This window comes from Paenarthrobacter ureafaciens (assembly GCF_004028095.1).
Classification (GTDB): Bacteria; Actinomycetota; Actinomycetes; order Actinomycetales; family Micrococcaceae; genus Arthrobacter; species Arthrobacter ureafaciens.
Genome location: NZ_SBHM01000007.1, coordinates 1,143,035 through 1,166,852 on the forward strand (window position 1 = coordinate 1,143,035; position 23,818 = coordinate 1,166,852).

Annotated in this window: 24 protein-coding genes and 1 pseudogene; 20 read left to right on the forward strand and 5 right to left on the reverse strand. The window is 61.4% G+C overall.

The features are described from left to right. The first annotated feature begins 123 nt into the window (after positions 1 to 123). The 8 genes from AUR_RS09550 (at position 124) to AUR_RS09585 (ending at position 8,287) form a co-directional block, all read left to right on the forward strand. The gene (locus AUR_RS09550; RefSeq protein ID WP_021473240.1) at positions 124 to 1,734 is read left to right on the forward strand and encodes a sugar ABC transporter ATP-binding protein; all 1,611 of its coding nucleotides are present in this window, start codon (positions 124 to 126) and stop codon (positions 1,732 to 1,734) included. Further along, positions 1,731 to 2,738 (forward strand): ABC transporter permease, encoded by a 1,008-nt coding sequence (locus AUR_RS09555; protein ID WP_021473241.1) that lies wholly within the window; start codon positions 1,731 to 1,733, stop codon positions 2,736 to 2,738. The genes AUR_RS09550 and AUR_RS09555 overlap by 4 nt, the downstream gene beginning before the upstream one ends. A gap of 8 nt (positions 2,739 to 2,746) precedes the next feature. Continuing rightward, positions 2,747 to 3,814, forward strand: a complete 1,068-nt coding sequence (locus tag AUR_RS09560; RefSeq protein WP_069694467.1) for an ABC transporter permease — start codon at positions 2,747 to 2,749, stop codon at positions 3,812 to 3,814. Positions 3,815 to 4,014: 200 nt separating this feature from the next. After that, positions 4,015 to 5,091, forward strand: a complete 1,077-nt coding sequence (locus AUR_RS09565) for a sugar ABC transporter substrate-binding protein (RefSeq protein ID WP_164888672.1) — start codon at positions 4,015 to 4,017, stop codon at positions 5,089 to 5,091. A gap of 179 nt (positions 5,092 to 5,270) precedes the next feature. Beyond that, positions 5,271 to 5,999, forward strand: a complete 729-nt coding sequence (locus AUR_RS09570; protein ID WP_062098653.1) for a FadR/GntR family transcriptional regulator — start codon at positions 5,271 to 5,273, stop codon at positions 5,997 to 5,999. A 110-nt stretch (positions 6,000 to 6,109) separates the two neighbouring features. Next, positions 6,110 to 6,778 (forward strand): bifunctional 4-hydroxy-2-oxoglutarate aldolase/2-dehydro-3-deoxy-phosphogluconate aldolase, encoded by a 669-nt coding sequence (locus AUR_RS09575; RefSeq protein WP_021473245.1) that lies wholly within the window; start codon positions 6,110 to 6,112, stop codon positions 6,776 to 6,778. Beyond that, positions 6,775 to 7,770 (forward strand): sugar kinase, encoded by a 996-nt coding sequence (locus AUR_RS09580; RefSeq protein WP_062098655.1) that lies wholly within the window; start codon positions 6,775 to 6,777, stop codon positions 7,768 to 7,770. The genes AUR_RS09575 and AUR_RS09580 overlap by 4 nt, the downstream gene beginning before the upstream one ends. 64 nt (positions 7,771 to 7,834) lie before the next feature. After that, on the forward strand, positions 7,835 to 8,287 hold the full coding sequence (locus AUR_RS09585) for a YybH family protein (protein ID WP_062098656.1): 453 nt from the start codon (positions 7,835 to 7,837) through the stop codon (positions 8,285 to 8,287). Positions 8,288 to 8,445: 158 nt separating this feature from the next. Here the strand turns inward: AUR_RS09585 and AUR_RS09590 are convergent. Next, positions 8,446 to 8,979, reverse strand: a pseudogene (locus tag AUR_RS09590) (EAL domain-containing protein); the annotation flags it as partial. Between the two features lie 75 nt (positions 8,980 to 9,054). Continuing rightward, a complete protein-coding gene (locus tag AUR_RS09595; protein WP_062098660.1) occupies positions 9,055 to 9,273 on the reverse strand; it encodes a hypothetical protein in 219 nt (72 codons plus the stop codon). A 211-nt stretch (positions 9,274 to 9,484) separates the two neighbouring features. Here AUR_RS09595 and AUR_RS09600 point away from each other — a divergent pair, with 211 nt between their 5' ends. Beyond that, positions 9,485 to 9,976 (forward strand): MarR family winged helix-turn-helix transcriptional regulator, encoded by a 492-nt coding sequence (locus AUR_RS09600; RefSeq protein WP_062098662.1) that lies wholly within the window; start codon positions 9,485 to 9,487, stop codon positions 9,974 to 9,976. Positions 9,977 to 9,987: 11 nt separating this feature from the next. Here the strand turns inward: AUR_RS09600 and AUR_RS09605 are convergent, their stop codons facing one another. Beyond that, the gene (locus tag AUR_RS09605; RefSeq protein ID WP_062098664.1) at positions 9,988 to 10,620 is read right to left on the reverse strand and encodes a flavin reductase family protein; all 633 of its coding nucleotides are present in this window, start codon (positions 10,618 to 10,620) and stop codon (positions 9,988 to 9,990) included. A gap of 148 nt (positions 10,621 to 10,768) precedes the next feature. Beyond that, the gene (locus AUR_RS09610; RefSeq protein WP_062098666.1) at positions 10,769 to 11,548 is read right to left on the reverse strand and encodes an IclR family transcriptional regulator; all 780 of its coding nucleotides are present in this window, start codon (positions 11,546 to 11,548) and stop codon (positions 10,769 to 10,771) included. Positions 11,549 to 11,714: 166 nt separating this feature from the next. Here AUR_RS09610 and AUR_RS09615 point away from each other — a divergent pair, with 166 nt between their 5' ends. Together AUR_RS09615 and AUR_RS09620 are read left to right on the forward strand one after the other, a co-directional pair. Further along, a complete protein-coding gene (locus AUR_RS09615) occupies positions 11,715 to 12,533 on the forward strand; it encodes a maleate cis-trans isomerase family protein (protein WP_128397134.1) in 819 nt (272 codons plus the stop codon). A 13-nt stretch (positions 12,534 to 12,546) separates the two neighbouring features. After that, positions 12,547 to 13,893 (forward strand): SLC13 family permease, encoded by a 1,347-nt coding sequence (locus AUR_RS09620; RefSeq protein WP_062098667.1) that lies wholly within the window; start codon positions 12,547 to 12,549, stop codon positions 13,891 to 13,893. Between the two features lie 70 nt (positions 13,894 to 13,963). On the opposite strand, the gene AUR_RS09625 is transcribed toward AUR_RS09620, so the two are convergent. Beyond that, complete coding sequence (locus tag AUR_RS09625; protein WP_062098668.1) at positions 13,964 to 14,590, reverse strand: cysteine hydrolase family protein; 627 nt, start codon at positions 14,588 to 14,590, stop codon at positions 13,964 to 13,966. A 182-nt stretch (positions 14,591 to 14,772) separates the two neighbouring features. Here AUR_RS09625 and AUR_RS09630 point away from each other — a divergent pair, with 182 nt between their 5' ends. The 9 genes from AUR_RS09630 to AUR_RS09670 all read left to right on the forward strand — a co-directional run bounded on the left by AUR_RS09630 (position 14,773) and on the right by AUR_RS09670 (position 23,790). Beyond that, positions 14,773 to 15,801, forward strand: coding sequence for an ABC transporter substrate-binding protein (locus tag AUR_RS09630; RefSeq protein WP_062159989.1), 1,029 nt, complete (start codon positions 14,773 to 14,775; stop codon positions 15,799 to 15,801). A 33-nt stretch (positions 15,802 to 15,834) separates the two neighbouring features. Then, complete coding sequence (locus tag AUR_RS09635) at positions 15,835 to 16,698, forward strand: ABC transporter permease (RefSeq protein ID WP_062098670.1); 864 nt, start codon at positions 15,835 to 15,837, stop codon at positions 16,696 to 16,698. 16 nt (positions 16,699 to 16,714) lie between these two features. Next, positions 16,715 to 17,509, forward strand: a complete 795-nt coding sequence (locus AUR_RS09640) for an ABC transporter ATP-binding protein (RefSeq protein WP_062098671.1) — start codon at positions 16,715 to 16,717, stop codon at positions 17,507 to 17,509. Between the two features lie 8 nt (positions 17,510 to 17,517). After that, on the forward strand, positions 17,518 to 18,300 hold the full coding sequence (locus tag AUR_RS09645) for an ABC transporter permease (RefSeq protein WP_062098672.1): 783 nt from the start codon (positions 17,518 to 17,520) through the stop codon (positions 18,298 to 18,300). A gap of 13 nt (positions 18,301 to 18,313) precedes the next feature. Continuing rightward, complete coding sequence (locus AUR_RS09650) at positions 18,314 to 19,756, forward strand: DHA2 family efflux MFS transporter permease subunit (protein WP_062098673.1); 1,443 nt, start codon at positions 18,314 to 18,316, stop codon at positions 19,754 to 19,756. A gap of 43 nt (positions 19,757 to 19,799) precedes the next feature. Beyond that, complete coding sequence (locus tag AUR_RS09655; RefSeq protein ID WP_062098675.1) at positions 19,800 to 20,804, forward strand: ABC transporter substrate-binding protein; 1,005 nt, start codon at positions 19,800 to 19,802, stop codon at positions 20,802 to 20,804. A 51-nt stretch (positions 20,805 to 20,855) separates the two neighbouring features. Then, positions 20,856 to 21,929 (forward strand): carbon-nitrogen hydrolase family protein, encoded by a 1,074-nt coding sequence (locus AUR_RS09660; protein WP_206616234.1) that lies wholly within the window; start codon positions 20,856 to 20,858, stop codon positions 21,927 to 21,929. A gap of 179 nt (positions 21,930 to 22,108) precedes the next feature. After that, the gene (locus AUR_RS09665) at positions 22,109 to 22,432 is read left to right on the forward strand and encodes a 2Fe-2S iron-sulfur cluster-binding protein (protein ID WP_062098679.1); all 324 of its coding nucleotides are present in this window, start codon (positions 22,109 to 22,111) and stop codon (positions 22,430 to 22,432) included. A gap of 77 nt (positions 22,433 to 22,509) precedes the next feature. Further along, a complete protein-coding gene (locus tag AUR_RS09670; RefSeq protein WP_062098681.1) occupies positions 22,510 to 23,790 on the forward strand; it encodes an aromatic ring-hydroxylating dioxygenase subunit alpha in 1,281 nt (426 codons plus the stop codon). Positions 23,791 to 23,818 lie beyond the last annotated feature (28 nt).

Genomic DNA, 23,818 nt, shown 5'->3' on the forward strand with positions numbered 1-23,818 from the left:
GCTTTCCAATTCTCGACAGCCGGCATTCCCGGCATTCTTGCGCGCCCAGTTCGCACTAAGTCATCAGACCACCGGGTTACCGGGGTACCACCACACGGAATCAATTTCGACGATGAGGTTGGAATGAACAACAACGAAAACTCTCCAAGCGGCGCGGCCGGACCGGGCGATGAGCCCATCGTGTCCGTGCGCGGCGTCGGGAAGGTCTACCCCGGCGTCGTGGCCCTGGCCAACGTCGACATTGATCTGCGCCCCGGCGAAATCCACGGGCTTCTCGGCGAGAACGGGGCCGGAAAGTCGACGCTAATCAACATCCTTTCCGGAACGGTGGCCCCTACGGCCGGAACAGTCCGGGTGAACGGCTCCGAAGTCACCATCGGGACCCCACGGGACGCCCAGGACCTCGGCATTTCAACAGTCCACCAGGAACAGTCACTTGCCCCGAATCTCTCCGCCGTGGAGAACATCTTCCTCGGCCGCGAACTCATCAACGGCAGAAACCGTGTCGCCGGAGTTCTCGACGAAAAAGAAATGCGCTCCCGTGTGCTTGAACTTGCGCATGAGTTCGGCCTCACCGACCACGACATTAAAGTCCCGGTCGAAGCCCTCGGAGCCCTTAAGCAGCACGTCGTGCAGATCATCAAAGCATTGGCCTTCCGGACACAGGTCCTGATCCTGGATGAACCAACCTCCGGCTTGGCCGATCACGAACGCCTCACATTGTTCAGTTACATGCGCCAGCTACGCCAGAGGGGAATCTCCCTGCTCTGGGTCACCCACCGTCTCGATGAGCTCTTCGGACTGGCCGACACCATCACGGTGCTCCGCGATGGTCAGCTCGTCGCAACCGTAGACCCTGCCGGACAGACTGCAGAATCGCTCGTCCGGCTCATGGTCGGGCGATCCAACCTGGCAGCACGGGAAGAGACGGTCGAGGAAGGAAGGGCTCACGGCTTCACCGGGGCCCGGGACGAGGTCCTGCGGCTGGATTCGGTCAGCCGCCACCCCCTTCTTCATGACATCAGCCTGTCCGTCCGGCGGGGAGAGATCCTCGGGCTGGCCGGAATCGCCGGTGCGGGCCGGACCGAAACTGCAATGGTTATTCTGGGCGCCGACCGCCCGGACTCAGGAACCATCTTCCTGCATTCCCGCCCCGTGGTTATCCGCAATCCTCGTGAGGCCCGCCAGAGAGGCATCACCTACGTGCCCGAAGAGCGCAAAACCCACGCTATTCTCGGCGACTTCTCAATCAAGCGGAACATCACCATCTCGGACCTGAACAGGACGGCCGCTGGGCGCCTGTTCCTGCGCGGCCGGCAGGAGACGGCCACGGCGAAAAGGTACGTCAGTGATCTGAGCGTAAAGACGGCTTCCGTGCAGGAAAAAATCCGCAATCTCAGTGGCGGGAACCAGCAGAAGGTCGTCATCGCACGCTGCCTCTTCACCGAACCCGATCTGATTATTTTTGATGAGCCCACCCAAGGCATCGATGTCGGCGCCAAAGCCGAGGTCTACCGGCTGATCTACGACTTCGTCGACCAGGGAGGGGCAGCAATCGTGATCAGCTCCGAACTACCCGAACTGATTCGCGTATCCGACCGTATCGCTGTGATGCGCGAAGGAACCATTGTGGGCGAACTCGAGAGCACCGGCCGTGACGAAACAGCGTCCGAAACCAGTGAACTCGGCGAACGAATCATCTCTCTGGCAACCCGAGGAGCGGTAGCAGTATGAGCATCTTCCAGCGTTCTTCTCGAGTACTGGCGATTGACGGTGTCGCCGTTTCGATCGTCTTCCTGATGATGTGCGTTTACTTTGCCCTCGCGTCTCCGTATTTCCTTAGCCCCGACAATATCTACAACACCTTCGTCGAATCCGTTTCCGCGGTGCTGCTGGCGGCCGGCCTGACCTTCGTCCTGATCAGCGGCGGAATCGACCTGTCCATCGGCTCCAACATCGGTCTGAGCGCTGCCGCAACCCTCTTCGCCACCATGAACGGTGCACCCACTGTCCTGGCTGTGCTTGCCGGTATCGCCACCGGGCTGATCTTCGGGCTGGTGAACGGGGCCTTCGTGGCTGGGCTGGGCGTCAGCGACTTTATCGTCACGCTAGCGACACTGAGCATCGGGGCTGGTGTGCTGCAGGTCTTCACGTCTCATACACAGCTCACCGGTACTGCGGACAGTTCCTTCCTTGCCCTCGCGGGAGAAAAAATCGCAGGGATCCCGACAGGGGTGCTAATCACAGCGGTCATCCTGCTCATCCTTGAGGTCGCGCTCATCAAAACACCTTTCGGTCGGACGATCTATGCCGTAGGCATCAACCCGAACGCGGCGTACCTGGCTGCGGTCAGCGTGCGCAGGACCAAGTTCGCGGTCTTCATCATCTCCGGAGTCATTGCCGGCATCGGCGGAGTGCTCCTGGCATCCCACCTCAACTCCGTCCAGCCCGGACTCGGGGGCGGTTATGAACTGACAGCGATCGCCGGGTGCGTCGTGGGCGGAGTTGCCCTCGCGGGTGGCCGCGGAAGCATCTGGCGTGCTGCTCTTGGCGCCTTCTTCCTATCCATTCTCAGCCGCGGTCTGCAACTGATCGGCGTCGACCCGCTCTGGTTCTCGATCGTGACCGGCGCGGCCATCGTGGCCGCGGTGGCCTTCGACCGCGGCGCCCAAAAATGGCTGCAGTCCACGTTCCGCCCGGTGTCCCCGGCAGCGGCCGCAACCCAGAATGCCCAGTGAGGCCCGACATGTCTTCTTCCCTGAACGCACCCGCCCTAAGCAACCGGATCGAAACGATTCTCGCCAAGCCAGGATCCGGCCTGGTGGGCCTGCTTATCCTGTTCATCATCACGATGACATTCGTTGCACCGTCTTTCCTCAGTTTTGGAAACTGGGAAAACGTAGCCAACCAGGCGGTCTTCGTGCTGCTTCTCGCTCTGGGCATGACGATCGTGCTCATCGCGCGTGGAATCGACCTCTCCGTTGGTTCGGTCATGGGCCTCTCAGCTGGTGTTGCGGCCTTCCTGATCAACCAGGGGCTCATCTTCCCGCTCGCATTGTTAGCAGGCATTGGTTGCGGTCTCGTTTGCGGCCTGCTGAATTCGCTGATGATCACGAAACTGGGGCTGCCCGATTTTGTTGCCACGCTCGCCATGCTCGGTGTAGCACGGGGCGTACTGTTCCTCTGGACCAAGGGAACGCCTTTCACCCGCTATATGACCCCGGAGTACAGGATCGTTGGAGGCCAGGTCAAGCTCGGCGGCATCATCAGCGTCCCAATCATCATTGCCATCATCCTCTGCATCCTCGTCTCCTTCATGCTGCGCAAATCGGTCATTGGACGCCACCTGTACGCAGTTGGAGGGAGCCCGGACGCGGCCCGCCTCTCGGGTATTTCAGTCTCAAGGGTGAAGACATTCGCTTATGTCGTAAGCGGTGGATGTGCCGGACTCGCCGGAGTGATACTTGCCGGCCGTGCCACCAACGTGGCCCCGACTCTCGGGACGGGCTATGAAATCCTGGCCATCACGGCGGCCATCATCGGCGGTGCAGCCCTGACCGGAGGCCGTGGCCGGATGGTGGGTGCCATTCTCGGCGCCCTGACCATCACCCTGATCGCAAACGCAATGAACATCGCCGGCGTCAAGTCCGAATGGCAGCAGGTCGTCACTGGAATCATCCTGTTACTTGCCGTACTGCTCGATCGCATTACCGCATACTTCCAGCAGCGTCAGAACAGCGCGGAAATCGAACAATCCCCACAGCAACAACAAGAATCGGCACCCTCGACGATGACCAAACAGGCCTTGAGCTGATCCACTTTTGCCCCAAGCCTGGTAGCGCCACCGCCACCGCTGGCGCACCGGCTGATAGTGATCCCGCTCCCCTGCCAAACAACCGCACCGCACCCCTGCTTGACTTTCAAAGGAGAAATACAATGGAAACGACCTCAACCCGAAGCGAGAATGCGACCTCAGGGGCTACCCGGCGCAACATTCTCGGGGCAGGCGCCCTGATGGGGACGCTCGGTCTTCTCACTGCCTGCACAACTCCTCCTGGTGGGTCGGCCGCCGCCGGCGGTGCTGGAGGCAGCGGCGCCGAAGGCAGCGCGGAATTCACCGACGCCATCAAAAAACTCGTCAACGGGCGCACCGTCCAGATCGGATTCACCCCTCCGGTCCTGTCCGAGTACTACACGCAGATGGAAAACGCAGCCTTCACGCGAATGGCGCAACTGGAAGACCTCTACGGGGTCAAATGGAAATGGGAAAAGTCATCCCCCACTGGCAACTTCAACGCCGTTGAACAACAGATCAGCACCGTCCAGACCTGGACAAGCCGCAAGTTCGACGTCGTCTTCATCTGTACGGGCGCCAACTTCGCCACCATGCAGGGCGTCTATAAGAACGCCATGAACGCTGGCACCAAGATCTTCCAGTTCAACCAGCCAGTCGAGCTCTATCCAGTGGATCAGATCAACACCGTCTCCAATATTGGCTACGACAACCGCACACAGTCGGGCTATGTGGCTGGAAAATTCATCGCGGATACGCTCAAAGGCAAGGGCAAGATCGTTCAGATTATGGGTCCCTCCGGCTCCGACTGGACCAAGGCCCGGCTGATCGGCTTCAACCAGGCTCTCGCCGAAAATCCGGGCATCGAGGTCGTGGGAACTGCAGACGGCGGCTATCTGCGCGACAAGGGACTCAGCGCGGCCCAAGACCTCCTCACCAGGCACCCGGATATCAATGCGATCTACGGAGAAAACGAAGACATGGCCCTCGGCGCCTCTCAGGCGGTCGATGCTGCGGGACTGAAACAGTGGGACGGGTCCCAGGGCATCGTGATTGTGGGCGCAGATGGACTGCTCTCGGGCATGGATGCGATCCGGAACGGCAAACTGACGGCCTCAGTGGACGTGAATTCTGTAGATAACGCCATCAGGATGATCGACATCGCCTTCCAGTCCGTGGTCCTGAAGAACTATGTCCCCAAGATCTCCAACATCACGACGCATCTGGTGACCAAAGACAACGTGGAAGCTTATGCCGCGTACATCAACGGCATCATGGCGCCGAAGAAAACATACTGAGCGCCCCGCATTGGCATTCAACGGGTATGAAGCCACCTCCCCGCTGGGCAGTCAGGGAAAGGCGAACCTTTTTCCCGCCACGCCCGGTCTTCTTTTTCGGAATGGGCCAGTGTTCAGGCCACCGGACCAGTATCATTAGGGATGTACCGAGCAGTGCGGGTTGGCGAAAGAGGGATCTCATGACCGAATCTACAAACAGGATCGAGCGTGTTGCGCGGCTGAGAGTGTCGGACTCCGTCGCTGCCCAGCTGACGCAACTGATCACCAATGGCGTCTATGCTGTGGGAGAAAAGCTACCGGCCGAGCGCGTCCTCGCCGACGAGTTCGGGGTAAGCCGCAGTTCGATGCGCGAAGCAATCCGGGGTATCGAGGCAAGCGGCCTGGTCAGTAGCAGTCATGGCGTGGGCGTCTTCGTGGTCAGCGATACCGTTGCTGCCCAAGGCCAGTCGGACCTGCTCGTGTTCGAAGATTTCACCGTGCCCGAGCTGTTCGAAGTTCGGCGCATGATCGAACGCGACGCGGCCGGTTGGGCGGCGCAAAGAATCACGCCCGCCACCACCGCTGCATTGGAGAGCATCATGGAAAAATGCTCAGACCCTGAACTCTCGGACGAGGAATTCGTGCAGCTGGACATTCTGCTCCACCAAACAATCGCGAAGGCTTCAAAGAACGAGCTGCTTGCAACCATCTACGGCAGCCTGGAGCCGATGCTGACCAAGTATTCGCTTCGGGTGATTTCCCTGCCGGGGCGTCGCGAAGACTCCCACGCAGGACACGGCAAAATTGTCGACGCCATCGTCGCCGGCCGCGTGCGGGAGGCCCGAGATGCGGCCGTGGCCCATATTCGCGACGTCGAAAGGGACATCGCCAAAAACCTGGCCCAACCGGTGGCCAGCCAACCTAACTAGGGCTCTAAGCGCCGCCGCTCCACCGCTGGTCGCGGCAGGGATAAGCGCGCCAAATCCGAAGTGATTTTTCCGCGGAGCCCAACTCATCATGGACGAACGGATAACGCGATATGACCGCATCTTCTCCCCCACAGCCGACGGTTCCGCTCACGGGCCAGGTGATAGCCGTGCTGCGCACCACGCACGCGAGCAAATACCTGCCCGTGATCGAAAGCCTGGTCGCCGGTGGAGTCCGGTTCATCGAACTCACGCTCACAACCCAGGGCGTGTTCGATCACCTGCCCGAGATCAGGGCAGCTTTCGGAGAGACTGCGGAAATAGGCATCGGCACCGTGACCACCACAGGCCAAGTTGAATGCGCCCGCGACGTCGGGGCCCAGTTCCTGGTCACGCCGTCAACCAACCTTGACATCGTCAATACCGCTGTCGCTCGTGGAATACCAATAGTCCCAGGCGGCCTGACCCCGACCGAACTGCACGCGGGATGGAGCGCTGGCGCGGTAGCCGTCAAAGTCTTCCCTGCTTCCACTGTCGGGCCGGATTACATCGGTCAACTCCACGGCCCGTTCCCCCAGATGCAGCTCATACCCAGTGGCGGAATCACCATCGAGGACGCACCGCGATGGATTTCGGCCGGCGCCCTCGCCGTCAGCCTCGGCGGCCCCCTGCTGGGTGACGCCTTCGACGGCGGCAGCCTCGCCCAGCTCACAGAAAGGGCACGACGCGTGACCGAGCTGGTATCTGCGGCGACCGAGGACCGTAAAGGCACAAACCGATGATCACGGTGGATTCCGGGGCTGATAGTCCTGCCATCACTCCCTACAATGTCACCGACGTCGTGACCATGGGTGAGACCATGGCGCTGATGAAGGCTGAGTCTTCCGGCCCCCTCGCCCACGTTGCTTCACTAAGTCTGGGTATGGGAGGTGCAGAGAGTAATTTTGCGATAGCGCTGCGCAGGCTCGGCACTTCCGTGACGTGGGCTGGCAGAGTCGGAGCCGACAGCCTGGGAGAAATGGTACTGCGTGAGCTCGCAGCGGAAGCCATCAACACACTCGTCTCCCGTGACCACACAGCTCCCACAGGGCTCATGATTAAGGAACGTAGGACAGCTGAGGCCGTAAAGGTCTGGTACTACCGCAAAGGCAGCGCCGGATCCCGGCTATGCCGCGAGGATGTACCGGCCGAGCAGATCGCCCAAGCGAAACTGCTACACATAACAGGCATCACCCCCGCACTATCCACAAGCGCCGCCGATGCGGTCAACTACGCCCTCGACTGTGCCCAGGCCGCCGGTACTCTGGTCTCCTTTGATTTGAACTACCGTTCAGCGCTATGGTCCTCTGAAGAGGCCGGCGAACAGTACCGCCGCATAATACCCAGGGCGGACGTTGTGTTTGCTGGGGACACTGAAGCAGCCATCGCAGTAGGCGGTGCTCAAGACCCTTGGGAACTCGCTCGACGAATTAACGAGATGGGAGCATCTCAGGCGGTCATAAAACTGGGCGCTGACGGTTGCGTCGCAGTCGTCCACGGTGAAAAGCACGCCCAGCGCGCAGTACCCATCCGGGCCGTAGACACAGTAGGGGCGGGAGACGCCTTCGTCGCCGGATACATCGCAGAGCTGCTCAATGACGAGGACGTTCCCCAGCGCCTGCTGACCGCCGTCCGGACTGGTGCATTCGCTTGCTTGGTGCCCGGAGACTGGGAAGGCATGCCCCGACGTACCGAGCTGGACCTCCTGGACTCCACAGAACCCGTCTCCCGATAGAGACAGCACTTCACTCCCTATGTGAAAGCAAAATCCAGCCAAAAGTGGACGGAGACATCGAAAGGTGAAAATCAACGACCCGGCAGCCACGCTTAATGCGGGCGTCTTGGCAGAGGCGCTAACGGCCTGGAAACGGGCTTTTGACCAGCATAGGCCCGAAGACATGGTCAGGCTCTTTTCACGCGATGCGCTCTTCCAGGGGCTCAGCCCAACTTTGCTCACGGGACGAAAAGAAATCTTCGACTACTTCGATGCCCTGCCCCCCGGTATCACGGCAACGTTCCAAATTATCCAAGCCCGCGAACTGGCTCAAGATCTAGCCTGCGGATTCGCCGCGCTCCGCTTCACCTACCCGGACGCCAGAACGACGCAGGTTCAGCTATCCCTCGTGGTCCGCAGGGACGGCGAGACATGGTTGATTGCCCAGTACCACGCCTCTAGGACGTTCCAAGGGAAACAACCCCCCACATCCCCGCTAGCCGCCATGATGAATCCGTTCGCTGTGGACGAAGCCTGAAGGAGACGAATTCGTAATCCGCTCCACCGGGCGGCTCGTCCAGGTTCGCAATGTACCCTCCCCCGGGGCCACGGCTTCCCTCGCCATCGCCCAACACAACACAGGGCGCGCAGGTTGGGGTTGGTGTCGATTCCAGCAGAGATTGTCCGGTCCAGCTTGATCATCTCGGGGCTAAGCATGGCGACATGGCGTAGGGACGAGAAGCCGTTACAGGCATCGTCGATGGCTAGCCGGAGTCCGTCCTCCCTGAGCGACGCTAGTGCCGCCATCAGGTCTGCATAGTTTGCCACGACTGAGTGCTCGGTCAGTTCCACGACAATCCTCCGTGGTTTCATGCGTGAGCGTCTTATAGCTTCGCTGAGCCTGGGATCAAGGCAGGCGCGGGGAGAGAGATTTACTCCTACGTAAAGATGCTCCGGAAGATCCGCGGCGGCCCGCAAAGCGGTCTCCAGCGCGAGGAATTCCAGATCGGTGCCCCGCCCGACGGCTTCGGCTTCCCGGAACCATTGGTCCGGAGACCTGAGGGGGGAGCACACGAAGCGGGTCAACGCTTCGACTCCCACGACCTCTACGCTGGCCAGATCACGGATCGGCTGGAACGCGGTCACTAACGTCCTGGTGGCGAAGAGCCGCTCAAGATGCGCTTCGATTTCAAATACTTCCTGGTTCGATGCCTGGAACTTCAGCCCCACCAAGCACCCTGTTTCGTCCAAGGCCGCGTAGGATCCGGGACATGCAGCCCATACCCATTGGCTAGTCCGTCGTTTCTACGTGAAATCACGTTCCCGGGTGGTGCCGTAGGGGACCTCTTCATGCAGCTCCACCGTGAAGGCGGTGGGCGTATGGCGTGTCACCAGGATTCCGCATCGACCCTCACGGATGGCCCATCCCTGCGCCTGCCTCTCAGCGGCTTCCAGGCGCTCGGCGAGCAGCTGAGGGTCCTCTGCAGCTACTCGTATTACAGGCGCGAAATTTGCGGTGATCATGAATGGTTCCTGTTTCTGATTGGACGACGCTACAGGACCGCGGGCCCCTGAGCTTGAAGAGACGTCTTTGTGCCAGGCCCCTCGGGGCGGGACCGAATTTCAAGATACCAGACCGTTAGTACACGAACAATTTGACCACGAACTAATGGCCTGGACCCGGATGACCCGACCATCCCGGAGAACTTCCGGCGGTTTCGGTATCATTTCCCTTATGTCTTCTCCCAAAGAGGTCGAAGATGACCTCTTGCTCGAGCGGCAGCTTTGCTTTGCACTCACGGCGGCTTCCCGCACGGTCATCAGCGCCTACCGGCCCGTACTGCAAGAACTTGACCTGACCCATCCGCAGTACCTCGTGATGCTGGCACTCTGGGAGCGAAGCCCCCGTTCCGTCAAGGACATCAGTGCCGAACTACTGCTCGGCCCGGCCACCCTCTCTCCTCTGCTCAAACGCCTGGAGGCCGCCGGCTACCTCACCCGCAAACGATTGCCGAACGACGAACGCTCCCTCGCCGTAAGCTTAACGCCGGCCGGAACGGCCCTTCGAGCGAAAGCTCTGGCCGTTCCCGCCACCATGCTCGACAAGCTGGGCCTCAGCCGCGAAGAAGCCCGGGAACTCCACCACGCCATGACCCGTCTCACCCGCGCAGCACAAGCCGACCCCGATGGCGCGGTCGCGGACACCGGAGAACCGTCAGGCCGGTAGTCTGCCACGCTTTATCCCGGCCGACGACTGCCTGCCTCGAAGCCGACCGGCCAGTCGTCAGCACGGATTCGCTTCAGTTCCATCACCTCACCGGTCACGGCCCACTCATCCAGCCCAAGTCGCGCCAACGGCTCGAGGAGGTCGATGCGTGGATGGCTGCCATCCAAGACGTCGGAATCTACGGCAGCATGGGTTACTTCCCCAAAAACCAAAACGCAATCGCCAATCGCCGTCGTACTGTGAAGCCGGCACTCCAAGGACACCGGCGACTCGGCAACCCGGGCCGCCGCTACTGTGCGCCCCTCTTCCCTTGACACTCCGACGGCATCAAATTCGCTCACGTCCGGGGGGAAGTTCGTACCGGTCGCATTGACCTCCGCCATGAGGCCGGCTGGCGCCAGGTTCACCACAAACTCCCCTGACGAGCGGATATTACGCAGGGAGTCCTTTTCGCCGACCGAGGTGAATTGGATGACGGGGGGATTCACCGAGGCCACGGTAAAGAAAGAATGCGGGGCAAGGTTATCCACGCCCTCGGGGGACCTGCTGGAAACCCAGGCGATAGGGCGCGGAACAACCACCGCCGTCAGCAGCCGGTAGAAGTCGCGTGATGACAACTCTCCGGGGTCAAAGTCATGTCTCATGATCCACCCTTGGCAGATGTACAGCTTGGGTGTTCCGCCCGAAGCGGATTGGGGGAGACCTCGTCGGACGGAACCTGAACAACGTAGCAGAGAGTTAGTACCCGAACAATTCACGCACTAACTGCTACCCTTGGGGCCCGGCATTCTCCTACCCCCCGGCGCCCTGGTAAGCCAACGCATTGCTCGCAGCAGCCGCCGCCCGCGCCACAAGGGGTCCGAGCCGAGGCACATCCGCGGGCGTAACGCGCTGGGTGGGGAAGCCGAGGCCAAGCACTCCGGCCAGGCGACCCGCATGGTCGAAGACGGGCGCGGCCACGGAACCCACGTCTTCGTTACGTTCCCCAAAGGCGGCGAAGAAGCCCTGCTCCTTGGCTTCATCGGCTTGCTTCCGGAGGACGTCGAACGAGACCGGGGTTGCGGGCGTGAAAGGACTCATCTGCGACTCGGACAACGAACTCCAGGCGTCGGGGTCATGCGCCAGGAAGATCTTGCCGGGCGCACCGGCGTGGAGCGGCATGACCATACCCACCATGAAAGGGCGGATGACTACATGGCGCGTTTCTGCGACGGCAACCACGGTGCGAAAGGCTCCGTCCCTGACGTAGAGGCAGGCGGTTTCACCGGTCTCGTCGCGCAGCTGCTGCAGGACGGGCTTGACAAGCTTGACGAGGTCCAGGCCCAGGGTGCCGGGCGCAGCCCAGCGCACCATGCCAATGCCGATGCGATACCGGTCGCCCTCGCGGTCAAGGAAACCTTCCCGGACCATGTTCTGGACAAGTCGCTGGCAGGTGCTGGAGGGAAGTCCGGTTCGCCGGATGATCTGCTGGAGGGTCGGTTCGGGCTCCGCGACGGAGAAACAGTTCAAGATCTCGGCGACCTTATGGAGCACCAAGAGAGGTGAAGAATTCGTGCCTTGTTCCGATGCCACGTAAGTCCTTTCCGCCGGAAATCCCCTTCCGCGCGGATTCCATCTTAGGCAGCCCCTACCTCTCAGTGAGTGTGACCCATTTGACACTCATGCCGAATAACCCACATTATGGGATTGCAACCCGCATAGTGGGGTTATCTGTAAGCACAACGTCGTGGAGAAAAACGTGACCATCCCTGAAGTAACCTGTGAAACCGCCGCCGAACCCAAGCGCCCCGGCGCCTCCCGCATCGGCCTGATCGTCCCCAGCTCGAACACCACCATGGAGACTGAGCTCCCCGAGCTCTTCCGCCGCCAGTCCGAAGCCACGGGACACAAATACACTTTCCACTCGGCACGGGCCGGCATGAAAAACGTCAACCGCGAAGAATTGCTGGCGATGGTGGGCAAGGCTGCTGGGTGCGCCCAGGCAGTGTCGGACGCTGACGTAGACGTGATCGCGTATGCGTGCCTCGTGGCGGTCATGGCCCAAGGGCCGGGCGCCCACACCAAATCCGAAGAAGTCATCGCCGCTGCCGCCGCAGAAAACGGTCACCCCGCACCGGTCACCAGCAGCGCCGGAGCCTTGGTTCGCACCCTGCAGGCAATGGGCGTTCGGAAGGTCGCCATGATCACGCCCTACATGAAGCCGCTAACGCAGATGGTGGTGGAGTACATCGAGGGCGCGGGCATCACTGTCCTGGATGCAACCAGCCTTGAAGTAGCCGACAACCTGGCCGTAGGCTGCCTGGATCCGCAGAACCTGCCCGGCATTGCACGAAACCTCAAGCGGGAGGGCGCGGAGGCGATTGTGCTTTCAGCATGCGTTCAGATGCCGTCGCTTCCTGCCGTTCAGGCCGTCGAGGATGAACTGGGCCTGCCTGTCATTACTGCAGCCACGGCGACTACCTTCGAAATCCTCAAGGCCCTGGGGCAAACTCCCGCCATCAAGGGGGCCGGGAGCCTCCTGTCAGGGGCACGCACCCTGACCGGCGTCACCATCTAAAGAGGACGCCGCCATGTCCCTCTCCCTCATAGCGTTTTTCATCCTCGTTGCAGCCTTTGCCGTTGGCTCGTTCACGAGGATCAACGCCGGACTCATCGCCCTCGTTGCGGCATTCGGCGTAGGCACTCTCTTGGTGGGAATGCCGGTCAAGGATGTCATCGGGCAATTTCCTGCCGGCCTGTTCTTCATCCTCGTAGGGGCCACCCTGCTGTTTGGCATCGTGCGGATTACCGGCACGATTGACCTGCTCGCCTATTGGGCGGAGCGCCTCGCCGGCGACCGCAAGGCGCTTGTTCCCATCCTGATGTTCCTGCTGACGGCCGCACTCGCCTCCGCGGGCGCTTTTACTCCGGCCGCCGTCGCCATCGTCGCCCCGGTTGCTCTGGCACTTGGACTCCGGTTCGGGATCAGCACCCTGGCCATGGGCCTGGTCATAGTCCAGGGCGCGAACGCAGGCGCCTTTTCCCCTGTAAACCCCTTCGGCGTCCTCGCCAACGTCATGCTTGATGATGCGGGCGCGTCCGACGACTCGCTGAAACTGTACATTTACTGCTTCGTCTTCAACGCCGTCCTTGCCTTCCTCGCCTACGTCCTGGTGCAGTGGTTCATGAACCGCCGCTCTGGCGGGAAGACACATAATGCAGGCAACGACGGCGGTGACTCCGCGCTTCCAGCCGTCGGGGCTTCGGTCGGCGACGCAGGGACATCACTGCTCACCAAGGCCGCTCCCGCGCCGACGCGCCAGGCGCCTGCGAAGGTCGAGGCGACCCCGATCCGGATCCTGACCTTGCTTGGCCTGGGAACGCTGCTGGTGTTGACTACTGTCCTGGGCATCGATGTTGGTGTGGCCTCCCTCATCGTGGCCCTTGTGCTGGTCTGCTTGAAGCCCGGCATCCAGAAGCCCGCGGTTGACACCATGCCTTGGTCGGCCATCATCTTGGTCACCGGCATCGTCACCTACGTGGGACTGCTCGAAGAAATGGGAGCCCTGAAGGAACTCGAGGCGGGCATTGCCGGCCTGGGTGACAGCTCCCTTGCCGCCCTGATCGCCAGCTACGTCGTCGCCGTCGTGTCCGCGTTCGCGTCCACCACCGGCACGCTGGGAGTGGTCAGCCCGATCGTCAGCCCCATTGCGATGGATCCGGCACTCTCCCCCATCGGAGTGGTCACGGCCATAGCCATCAGCTCTTCGGTGGTGGATGTCAGCCCGATGTCCACCAGCGGGGCCCTGCTCATGGCCAGCGCGCAGCCGAAGGATGAACGCGTGTTCTTCCGCGCCCTGCTTGTCTGGGCGATCGTCATGATCGGCGTTGTGCCGCTGCTTGCGTGGCTCATCTTCGTCCAGCTGGGCCTGGGCTAGTCGAACAAGCCCGCTGCGGGGCGTCCGGGACCATACGGACGCCCCGCAGCGGTTTCACCTTTAAGGGAGTTCAGCCCGCCGCAGAGACGGGACTGGCTGATACCAGGAAGCCTTCCAAAACATCCCTGCTCGCCGTCACTGCACCGAAGCCGCCGGCCACCGAGCACACGGTGTTGTTGTGGGCTGTTTCCGAATAGTCTCCGCAGCAGTCGTCCACGAGGGTGACGAGGAAGTCGAGGCAGGTCGCGTCCCGCAGCGAGGTCTCCACACAGATACTGGTTGCGGCGCCGCAAAAGAAAACCGAACTGCGCCCCAAAGAGCGCAGGAGTTCTTCCAACCCGGTGTTGACGAAGGCGCTATAGCGCGCCTTGGGAAGCACATGGTCGCGCGGCTGCGGTTCCAGCATGTAAAACTCCGCGCCCCAGGTTCCCGGCAGGCAGGACTGTGAATCGCGCGGTTCCAGGTGGCGGGCACGCCACTCTTCAGTGTCGCTCTGCGGATCGTGGAGGTTCTGCATGAAGATCACGGGGACACCGAGGTCCCGGGCTTCCTGGATGAACGGTTCCAAGCGGCCCACCGCCGCCTGCACCCGGGCAACATCTTTTCCTCGCATCCCCTGGTAGCCATCGCTATGGCAGAAGTCGTTTTGGATGTCGACGACGACGATTGCCGCCTTCGCTGCATCGAGTCGATTCACAAGAACCCCTTAGTTCGGCTTAATGGTTTGACCATACTATTGACATGCCTAAGTGATGTAAATTACGGTCCTTGAACGGGCACGAAAAGTTTTTGTCGCCTGAACAACGTGGTTCGCCTGCTCCGCCCTCTGTTGCAATGCGCCGAACCTGTTTCGCAGCTATCTGAACTAAGAGGAGCTTCATGTTTTCTTGGATCCCGGCCAGGAAGAAATCTGGTCCCCCGCGCCGACTCCCCCTTCTGGCCTCAATGGCCGCCGTGTCAGCACTGGCGCTGACAGCATGTGGCGGTGGCGCCAGCGGCACGTCCAACCCTGATGGTGGACCGGTTCAAATACGGGTCATCGAATCGAACAAGCAGGACCCCACAGAACTCGGTGCCGAAGCCGGCAACTTCATGGAGATCTGGCCTGAGTGCTCCCCCGAGGTGAAGGTTGACCTCACTGCCGGCGAAAAGGTGGCAGAGGCCCTGGCCGCCAAGAGTGCCGACATTGGTATCACATCCCCCAACCGCGTCATCGGCGCAGTGTCCCAGGGGCTCAAGGGAAAGATCATCGGCGCGTCCATGCCTGTCTGGGACCAGTACGTCGTGGTCCGGAAGGACAGCAAAGCCACCTCGTTCGCCGACCTGAAGGGCTCCACTTTCGCCATCAGCAGCTTCGGCTCCGCAGGGGACTACGCCACTCAAAAGATCGCCCGCGAGGAAGGCTGGGGTCCCAACGACTTCAAGACCGTCACCATGGGCAGCCTTGACGGCATCATGGCCGGGCTCAAGAGCGGAACAGCCGACGCGTTCCTGTGGAGCGCCCAAGCGGCCTTCGGCTTGGAGATCGAAGGCTCCGCCAAAGTACTGGGCAGCGTGAAGGATCTTGTGGGCCCGAACGCCATGACAGTGGTCTTCGCTACCGATGAAATCATCGAGAAGCACCCCGCAGCCGTAAAGTCCTTCGCGGAGTGCTACTACAAGGCCACCGAGGCCATGATGGACGACTCCGCCCTGGCCACCAAGATGTTGGTCGAGGACTGGGGCATGAGCCCCGAGCTGGCGGCCAGGATCATCGAACATGAAATTCCGCTGAGCTCGCGGGACGGCGAATTGACCCCGGAGCAGCTGCAGGGGCTCCTGGAAGCTACGCAGTTCACCATCAAGTCCGCCAAGTCGCTCACGATCGACGATGTCAAGGGCATGTACAAGCATTGGAAGAGCCTGTGATGACGGCCCCCCAAGGTGCATGGAGCTGAACCGATGCAGACCAAACTTTCAGCACCTCCCCGCCCGCAAATTCGGATGTCCGCCCCCAAGCTGCTCCGAAACTCCAACGTAAAGGTCCAGGCACGCTTTGGCAGGGTGGCCGTCATTGCCGCCGTGATCGTCGTTTGGGAAGTCCTCACCCGGCTCGGCCTGATCGACGTCGACTTCGTATCCACTCCGCTGGCCGTCGCCGTCGCCTTCGTCGAGATGCTGGGCACCCGCGAAGTCATGACGGCGTTGGGCAGCACGGGTGGAAACATCCTCATGGCCTTCGTCATCGGCACAGCCGTGGGCATCGTCGTCGGAACCGTAATGGGCCTTTCCAAGACTCTTTGGCAGGCCTACTCGGCCCCGCTGCTGTTCCTGATGTCCACACCGAAGTCCATCTTCCTGCCCATCTTCATCCTCCTGTGCGGCATCGGTTCCACGTCCGCCGTCGTTTTTGGGGCGTTCGAGGCGGCAGTATTCGTCACCATCAACGTGGCCGCAGGCATGGCGCTCGTCGAGGAACGCCACATGAAAGTGGCACGCGCCTTCAAGGCCTCCTGGGGGCAGACCATCCTCACCGTCGTACTCCCTTCCGCCCTGCCGGGTATCTTCACGGCGTTGTGGTTCGGCATCCGCCACGCCTTCATCGGGGTCCTGATCGCAGAACTGTGGGCTTCCTCGGACGGAGTGGGTGGATTGATCCGCGTCTACGCCGAACAGCTGCATACGGACAAGACCCTTGCCTTGATGCTGGCAGTCACCATCCTCGCAGTCGTTGCGGGGACCATCTGGAATCACTTAGAAACACGGCTGACCAAGTGGCGGCAGACCTCCGCCTCCGGGGCCGCTACAACCACCGCGACAAGTTAGGTAAACAGCAATGCGAATGTCCATCAATGATGTTTCAGTCACGTTCACGCGTGCCGGAACGACGGTCGAAGCACTCAAAGATATTAACTTGTCGCTGCACGAAGGAGAATTCGTTGCCCTTCTTGGTCCCAGCGGCTGCGGCAAGTCCACGCTGCTGACCTGCATGGGAGGGCTCATGACTCCCACGAAGGGCCAGATTCTGGTGGGCGACTCAGTGGTGAAGGAGCCGGACCCCCGCCGGGCTGCCTTCGTCTTCCAGGACTACTCCCTGCTGCCGTGGAAAAACATCCTGGACAACGTCGGCGTCGGACTGCGGTTCGCCGGAGTCAGCAAGCAGGAACGCCACCAACGCAGCCAGGAACTGCTGGACATGATGGGCCTGTCACAGTGGGCCGATTCCCACCCCGGCCAGCTGTCCGGTGGTATGCAGCAACGTGTCGCGGTGGCCAGGGCCTTGGCGATGGACCCGTCGATCCTGCTGATGGACGAGCCGTTCGGTGCACTGGACGAGCAGACCCGTCGTTCGCTGGGTGAAAGCATCTCCACGGTCCTGACGGAAAACAAGCAGACGGTTGTCCTGGTGACCCACAGCCTCGACGAGGCCATTTACTGGGCCGACCGCGTCATCGTCATGTCCGCGCGTCCGGGCAAGGTCATGGCCGAAGTCAAGATCGAACAGATGCGTCCGCGCCCGCTCGACTTCATTGCCACGGAGGAGTTCGCGCAGCTGCGTTCGCGGCTCTTCCTGATGCTGAACGAAGCCATGGGCAACGGCCCCCACGCCAACCCTTTGGAAAAGCAGAGAGCATAGGGAAATCCATGAAGCAACACAAAAATTCCCCGCTGGTATGGCCCCTCCGGGCGCTCGGGCTTGGTGCTTTGGTTGGTATCTGGGCTTACGGGAACGGTCCCGGCGGGATCTCCCCGCTGGTTCTGCCCACCATCCCCAGGGTCATGGAAGCCCTCGGTGAAGCGCTTGCGCAGCCGGCGACCTACGAGGCCGCGTTCATCACGTTCGGTGAAATCCTGGCTGCTTTCGTCATCGCCTCGGTGCTCGGCCTCGCAGCGGGCTTCTGGGCAGCGAGGACACCAGTCCGGACGCAGGTCTTCCAGTCAATTTTCGTCTGGGGCTACCTCGCTCCGCTGATCCTCTTCTACCCCCTCTTCATCCTGTCCTTCGGCACGGGCGTGGGGTCCAAGATCGGTTACGGGGCAGTCAGCGCATTCTTCCCGATCGCCTACAACTCGCTGCGGGCCTTCGCTACGGTGAAGCCCACCATGCTGACGGTGGCCAGGGCGTTCGGAGCCAGCTCGTTCCAGACCGACTTCCTTATTAAGTTGCCGAGTGCGTTGCCGCTGATCAGTTCCGGCGTTCGCATTGGTGCGGGTGCGTCAATGATCACCGTCATCTTCGCCGAGATGTTGGCCTCCACCGCGGGGCTTGGTTATCAACTCGCGTTGAACAGCCAGACCTTTGCAGCTCCCCAAGCGTTCGCCATGATCATCCTGCTCATGGTCTTGGTTGGCGTGCTGCAGGGACTGGTCAATATCTTGCTGACGCCCAAGTCCGAACGGGGCAAATCCCTCAACGCCGCCCACTAAAGCAAAGCGCACCATGACCGAAACCCAAGTCCAGCCCACCCAACGCACGACGGCGGGGACAGCAGCCCGATGGATCATCCTCTTCTCCGTCACCACAGGCACCTTCATGGCCAATGTGGATGCCACAGCCGTAGTGGTGGCATTGCCGATGATGGCCAAAGAATTCGGGGTCGACATCGACTCCCTCCAATGGGTGTTATCAGCCTACTTGCTGACCATCACGGCGGTGGTTCCGTTCCTTGGCAAATTGTCGGACGCCATTGGCGGAAAGAGGATCCTCAGCATTGGCCTGCTGACCTTCATCGTTGCCTCGCTCGCAGTGGGACTGGCTCCGGCCCTTCCGGTCATGATTGCGTTCCGTGTGCTCCAAGGGATCGGAGCGGGCATGTTCATGGCGACCATCACGCCCTTGGCCCTGGCGACCTTTCCTGTGGGCCAGCGGGGCCGGATCCTGGGGATTATCGGAAGCACGGTGGCCGCGGGGACGCTTCTGGGGCCTGCCTTGGGCGGCGTCCTTACGGGGGCGTTCGGCTGGCGCTCGATTTTCCTGATCAATGTCCCTGTTGGCCTGATCGGTGCGATCGGCGTCATGGCCTTGGTCCCAAAGGACTCGAAGAAGGGGGCCAGGACTCCCCGACTGGATGTCCCCGGCTTTACGTTGTTCATCATGTTCTCGTCCAGCCTGCTGCTCGGGCTGGGCTTCGCACCCCGACTCGGTTGGTCGCATGTGGTAGTCCTTGGACTGTTGGGAACGGCGGTTGTGACCTGCGGGCTTTTTGTCTTGCGTGAGCTCAAGACCGCCGTTCCCCTCATCAACCTCCGTCACTTCCGAAGGCGTGTCTATGGCTGGGGAACACTGGCAGCATTCCTTTCCTACGTACTCCTGCTGTTTCCCGCTTTCCTGTTTCCCCTGTACATGCACGAGGTCCTGGGGTGGTCGATCGGCCTGACAGGCTTGATGTTGACGTGCCAGGCAGTTGCCATGCTTTTGGTTTCACCCCTTTCCGGCTGGTGGAGCGACCGCGTCGGTTCCCGGCGTCCTGCCCTCGTGGCCTTGTCCGTCATGATTGCCACGTTTGTTGGCGCCTCGTTCCTCAGGGAGTCTTCGCCGACTTGGTTGGTTGCCGCCTTGCTGGCACTCATCGGCGCGAGCGTCGGACTCTTCAGCTCACCGAACAGCTCGGCCGTGATGGGTGACCTGGGGCAGGACCAGGCCGGAGTAGCCAACGGCACGATCGCTACCCTTCGGAACCTGGGGAGGGCCATCGGCGTGACGCTCACCGTGTTGCTGTACCAGCTGTTCGCCGGATCCCCCGCAACAGCCGGGATTTCTCCCGATCATTTCCTTGCCGGCTTCCAAGGCGTCCTGCTGGTCGGCGCGGGGCTTGCCGCCGTCGCCTTCCTTGCAGTGCTGCTGATGTACGGCAGGCGAGGTCGCACCACAAAAGAAATGTAAGACCACATTCGCTCCAACAACCATTTAGAGGAGTTTTATGCTTATGGGAAATTTTGCCCGCCCCGCCATCACGAGGAGCCTCCGGACAGCTGCCGCGGGCGCAGCCTTCATACTGCTTCTCAGCGGCTGTGGTGGTTCCGCGGGCGCTGACGACGCGGAGACCAATGAGATCCGCGTCATTCAGTCCAACAAGCACGATCCCACGGAACTCGGCGCGGAAGCCGGGGACTTCCTCGATATTTGGCCTAGCTGCGATCCACAGATGAAAGTCAGCGTCACCTCGGGCGAAAAGACAGCAGAAGCCGTAGCGGCAGGCAGCGCAGACATCGGGATCACGTCCCCCAACCGGGTCATCGGCGCCATTTCCCAGGGGCTGGACGCGTCGATTATCGGCGCTTCAATGTCGGTATTCGACGAATACCTCGTCGTCAGGCCGGACAGCACCGCCAAATCCTTCGCCGACCTGAAGGGCAAGACTTTTGCGATCAGTAGTTTCGGCTCGGCAGGTGACTACGCCACCCAAAAGCTCGCCCAGCAAGCAGGATGGGCTGACACCGACTTCAAAAAGGTAACCATGGGGAGCCTGGACGGCATCCAGGCCGGACTGAAAAGCGGAACCGTGGACGCATTCCTCTGGGGCGGACACGCCGCTTTCGGTCTCGAGCAGGCCGGCAGCGCCAAAGTCCTGGAGAACGTGCGCGAACTCATCGGGCCAAACGCCATGACGGTGGTCTTCGCGAGCAACAAGATCATCAAAGAGCGCCCTGAAGACGTCAAGGCCTTTGCCGAGTGCTACTACAAAGCTTCCGGCCGGATCATGGATGACGAAAGTCTGGCCACGAAGATGATGGTGGACGACTGGGGAATGGACCCCAAGCTGGCGGCGCGGATCATTAAAGAGGAGATCCCCATGAGCTCCCGGGACGGGAAGCTCACGGAGGACCAGCTGAAAGGGATTCTCGAAGCCACCCACTTCACCATCAAGTCGGCCGCTTCCTTGACGCTCGATGACGTCAAGAAAATCTACAAGCCCTGGCAGGAGCTGTGACGGACCCCCGCCTGGAGGCGAACCATGTCCAAACCCGCGAAAGGACAAGCATTGGCTGAATTCTTCGGCTCCATCACCGCTGCGGCAGTCCAGGCCTCCCCCGTATTCCTCGACCTCCAAAAGAGCACCACAAAGGCCTGCGAACTTATCCGGGAGGCTGGTTCAAACGGGGCGAAATTCATCGTCTTTCCCGAAGGCTTCCTGCCCGGCCACCCTACGTGGTTCCACTTCCAACCGGTCAGCAGCCCCATCTCAAACGAACTGAACCTGAGGCTGTTCAAGAACGCCATCAGAGTGCCGGGGCCGGAGGCCGACGCAATCGCCGAGGCGGCCAGGGACGCAGAAGCCTACGTGGTAATGGGAGTATGTGAACGGGCCTCAAACGCACCGGGATCCCTCATTAACTCCCAACTCTTTTTCGGCCCCGACGGACAGTTCCTGGGCAAGCACCAAAAACTTCAGCCAACCGCCGGTGAACGCATAGTGCACTGGGGAGGATGGGGGGACACTCTTGGGCCTTTCCAAACCGAATTCGGACCCGCCAGCGCCCTGGTCTGCGGCGAGAATTCCAACCCCCTGGAAATCTTTGCCCTGACCGCCGCCGGAACCAGACTGCACGGAATGAGCTGGCCACCGCATTTCCGTTCGGCTGCGGACGGGACTTCACTCATGCCGCAGACTTCGCTGCTGGCGGCACAGAATTTCGCGCTGATGTCCAAAGCCTTCGTTATCAGCGCTTGCGGCATTGCCCACCCGGGCTATGCGGAAGACCTGGGGTTGACAGCGGAGGCCGCAGAAAGAATCGCATCAGGAGCTGGCCAGGGAGGCTCTGCCATCATCGGTCCCGACACCCGGATCCTTGCAGGCCCGCTCGACGGCACTACGGAAGGGATTCTCTATGCGGAGCTGGACTTCGACCAGTGGGCTCGCCAGAAGATCGCGCAGGACTTCGCCGGGCACTACAACCGCAATGACATCTTCCAGCTAAGGATCAACCGCAAGCCCCCGACCGACTACGTCACCGCAGATAGCGGGGCGACGGCGGAGCAGCTCACGGAACGGTTGGAACCCGTAGAAGACCATGCGACGAACGACGCCTTCGTGCCGGAACTGACCACACCCTGATACGCCGCTTCATCAAGAGAACAATCCAGCCAGGGCCTGACTCCGCGTCGGGCCTTGGCTGTTGTCTGACGGGGCTTCATCCACGACTCCCGGGCCAACTCCCGAATTTTCATGGACGCCTCATTGACACCACGAGTTGCGGAACGGCATTATGGTTAGACCATTAGTAGGAGGATCCAATGGTCAAGATTTCTTATGTCAGCGCCGAGGGCGCAATCGATGTTGTGGACGCCGAGGTCGGCGACTCGGTGATGTCAGCGGCTCTCCGCAACGGGGTGTCAGGCATCATCGGCGAGTGCGGCGGGAACAACTCCTGCGCCACGTGCCACGTGTGGGTCCGTGAGGAGTTCCTGAATGCAGTGGGCACTCCAGGCGAGATCGAGGCGGACCTCATCGACATGGGCGTCTCTGAGCCGCGGGACTGCAGCCGCCTTGGATGCCAGATCGTTCTCGAAGACAAGCTCGACGGCCTGGTCGTCGACCTTCCCCCAACCCAGCCCTAATTATCACGTCCGGCATTGGCACAGCCCATGACCGGACACCGGTTTTCAACTCCGCTCAGGACGAAAGGATCCTTCGCATGCTGCGTACGGACATCAACGAATTGTTGGCCCAAACAGGTCCGGGAACTCCCATGGGTGACCTCTTCCGCCGTTACTGGCAGCCGGTGCTGCTGGCCGAAGAACTCCCCGAAAACGACTGCCCCCCGGTCCGCGTCAAGGTGCTGTCTGAGCGCCTTATCGCCTTCCGCGATTCCGAGGGCCGCTACGGACTGATGGACGAGTTCTGCGCCCACCGCGGCGTCTCGCTGTGGTTCGGCCGCAACGAGGAAAACGGCCTCCGCTGCCCCTACCACGGCTGGAAGTACGACGTCACCGGCCAGGCCGTGGAGGTCCCCAGCGAGCCGGCCACGAGCAACTTCTGCGCCAACGTCAAGCTCAAGGCCTACCCGATGGTCAAGCGCGGGGACGTATTGTTCGCCTACCTGGGCGACCCCGCCGCCCAGCCGCCGTTGCCGGAGTGGGAAGCGTACACCGTTCCGGACGGCCAGGTCTTCACCTCCAAGCGCCTCCAGGAGTGCAACTGGCTGCAGGCCCTTGAGGGCGGCATCGACTCAAGCCACGTCACCTTCCTGCACGGCGGCAATCTCGAAAGCGACCCGCTGTTCAAGGGATCCAAGGGCAATGAGTACAACAAGGGCGATTTGAAGCCGTTCTTCGAAGTGGTGGACTACGAAGGCGGTTTGCTGATCGGCGCCCGCCGCAACGCCGAGGAAGGCAAGTACTACTGGCGCGTAACGCCATGGGTGCTGCCGAACTTCACCATGGTGCCGCCGCGTGGAGACCACCCGGTCCATGGCCACTTCTGGGTCCCCATCGACGACGAGAACTGCTGGGCCTACAGCTTCGACTACCACCCCACCCGGCAGCTCACGGAAGCCGAAGTCGCTGCGATGCGCGCCGGCAAGGGCGTTCACAGCGCAAACGACGCGTCCTACCGCCCACTGGCGAACAAGGACAACGACTACCTGATGGACCGCGAGTCCCAGAAACGCGGCGAGAACTACTCCGGCATCGAGGGAATCGCTCTTCAGGACTCCTCGCTCCAGGAATCGATGGGCCCGCTCGTCGATCGGACCAAGGAACGCCTGGTGGCCACCGACGCCGGCATCATCAAGGCCCGGCAGAAGCTCTACAAGGCCGTAAAAGCACTGCAGGACGGCGTTGAACCCACCGGGAACAGGCCCAGCGACCAGAAGGTCCGTTCGGTGGCGATCGTGCTCCCCGCCGACCAAGCCTTCGTTGAGGGCATCGGCGAAGCCATGATCGCTGAACCGGCCAAGCCGCACACCTCGGTCTGAGCCATGTCCGATCACGATCACGAACACT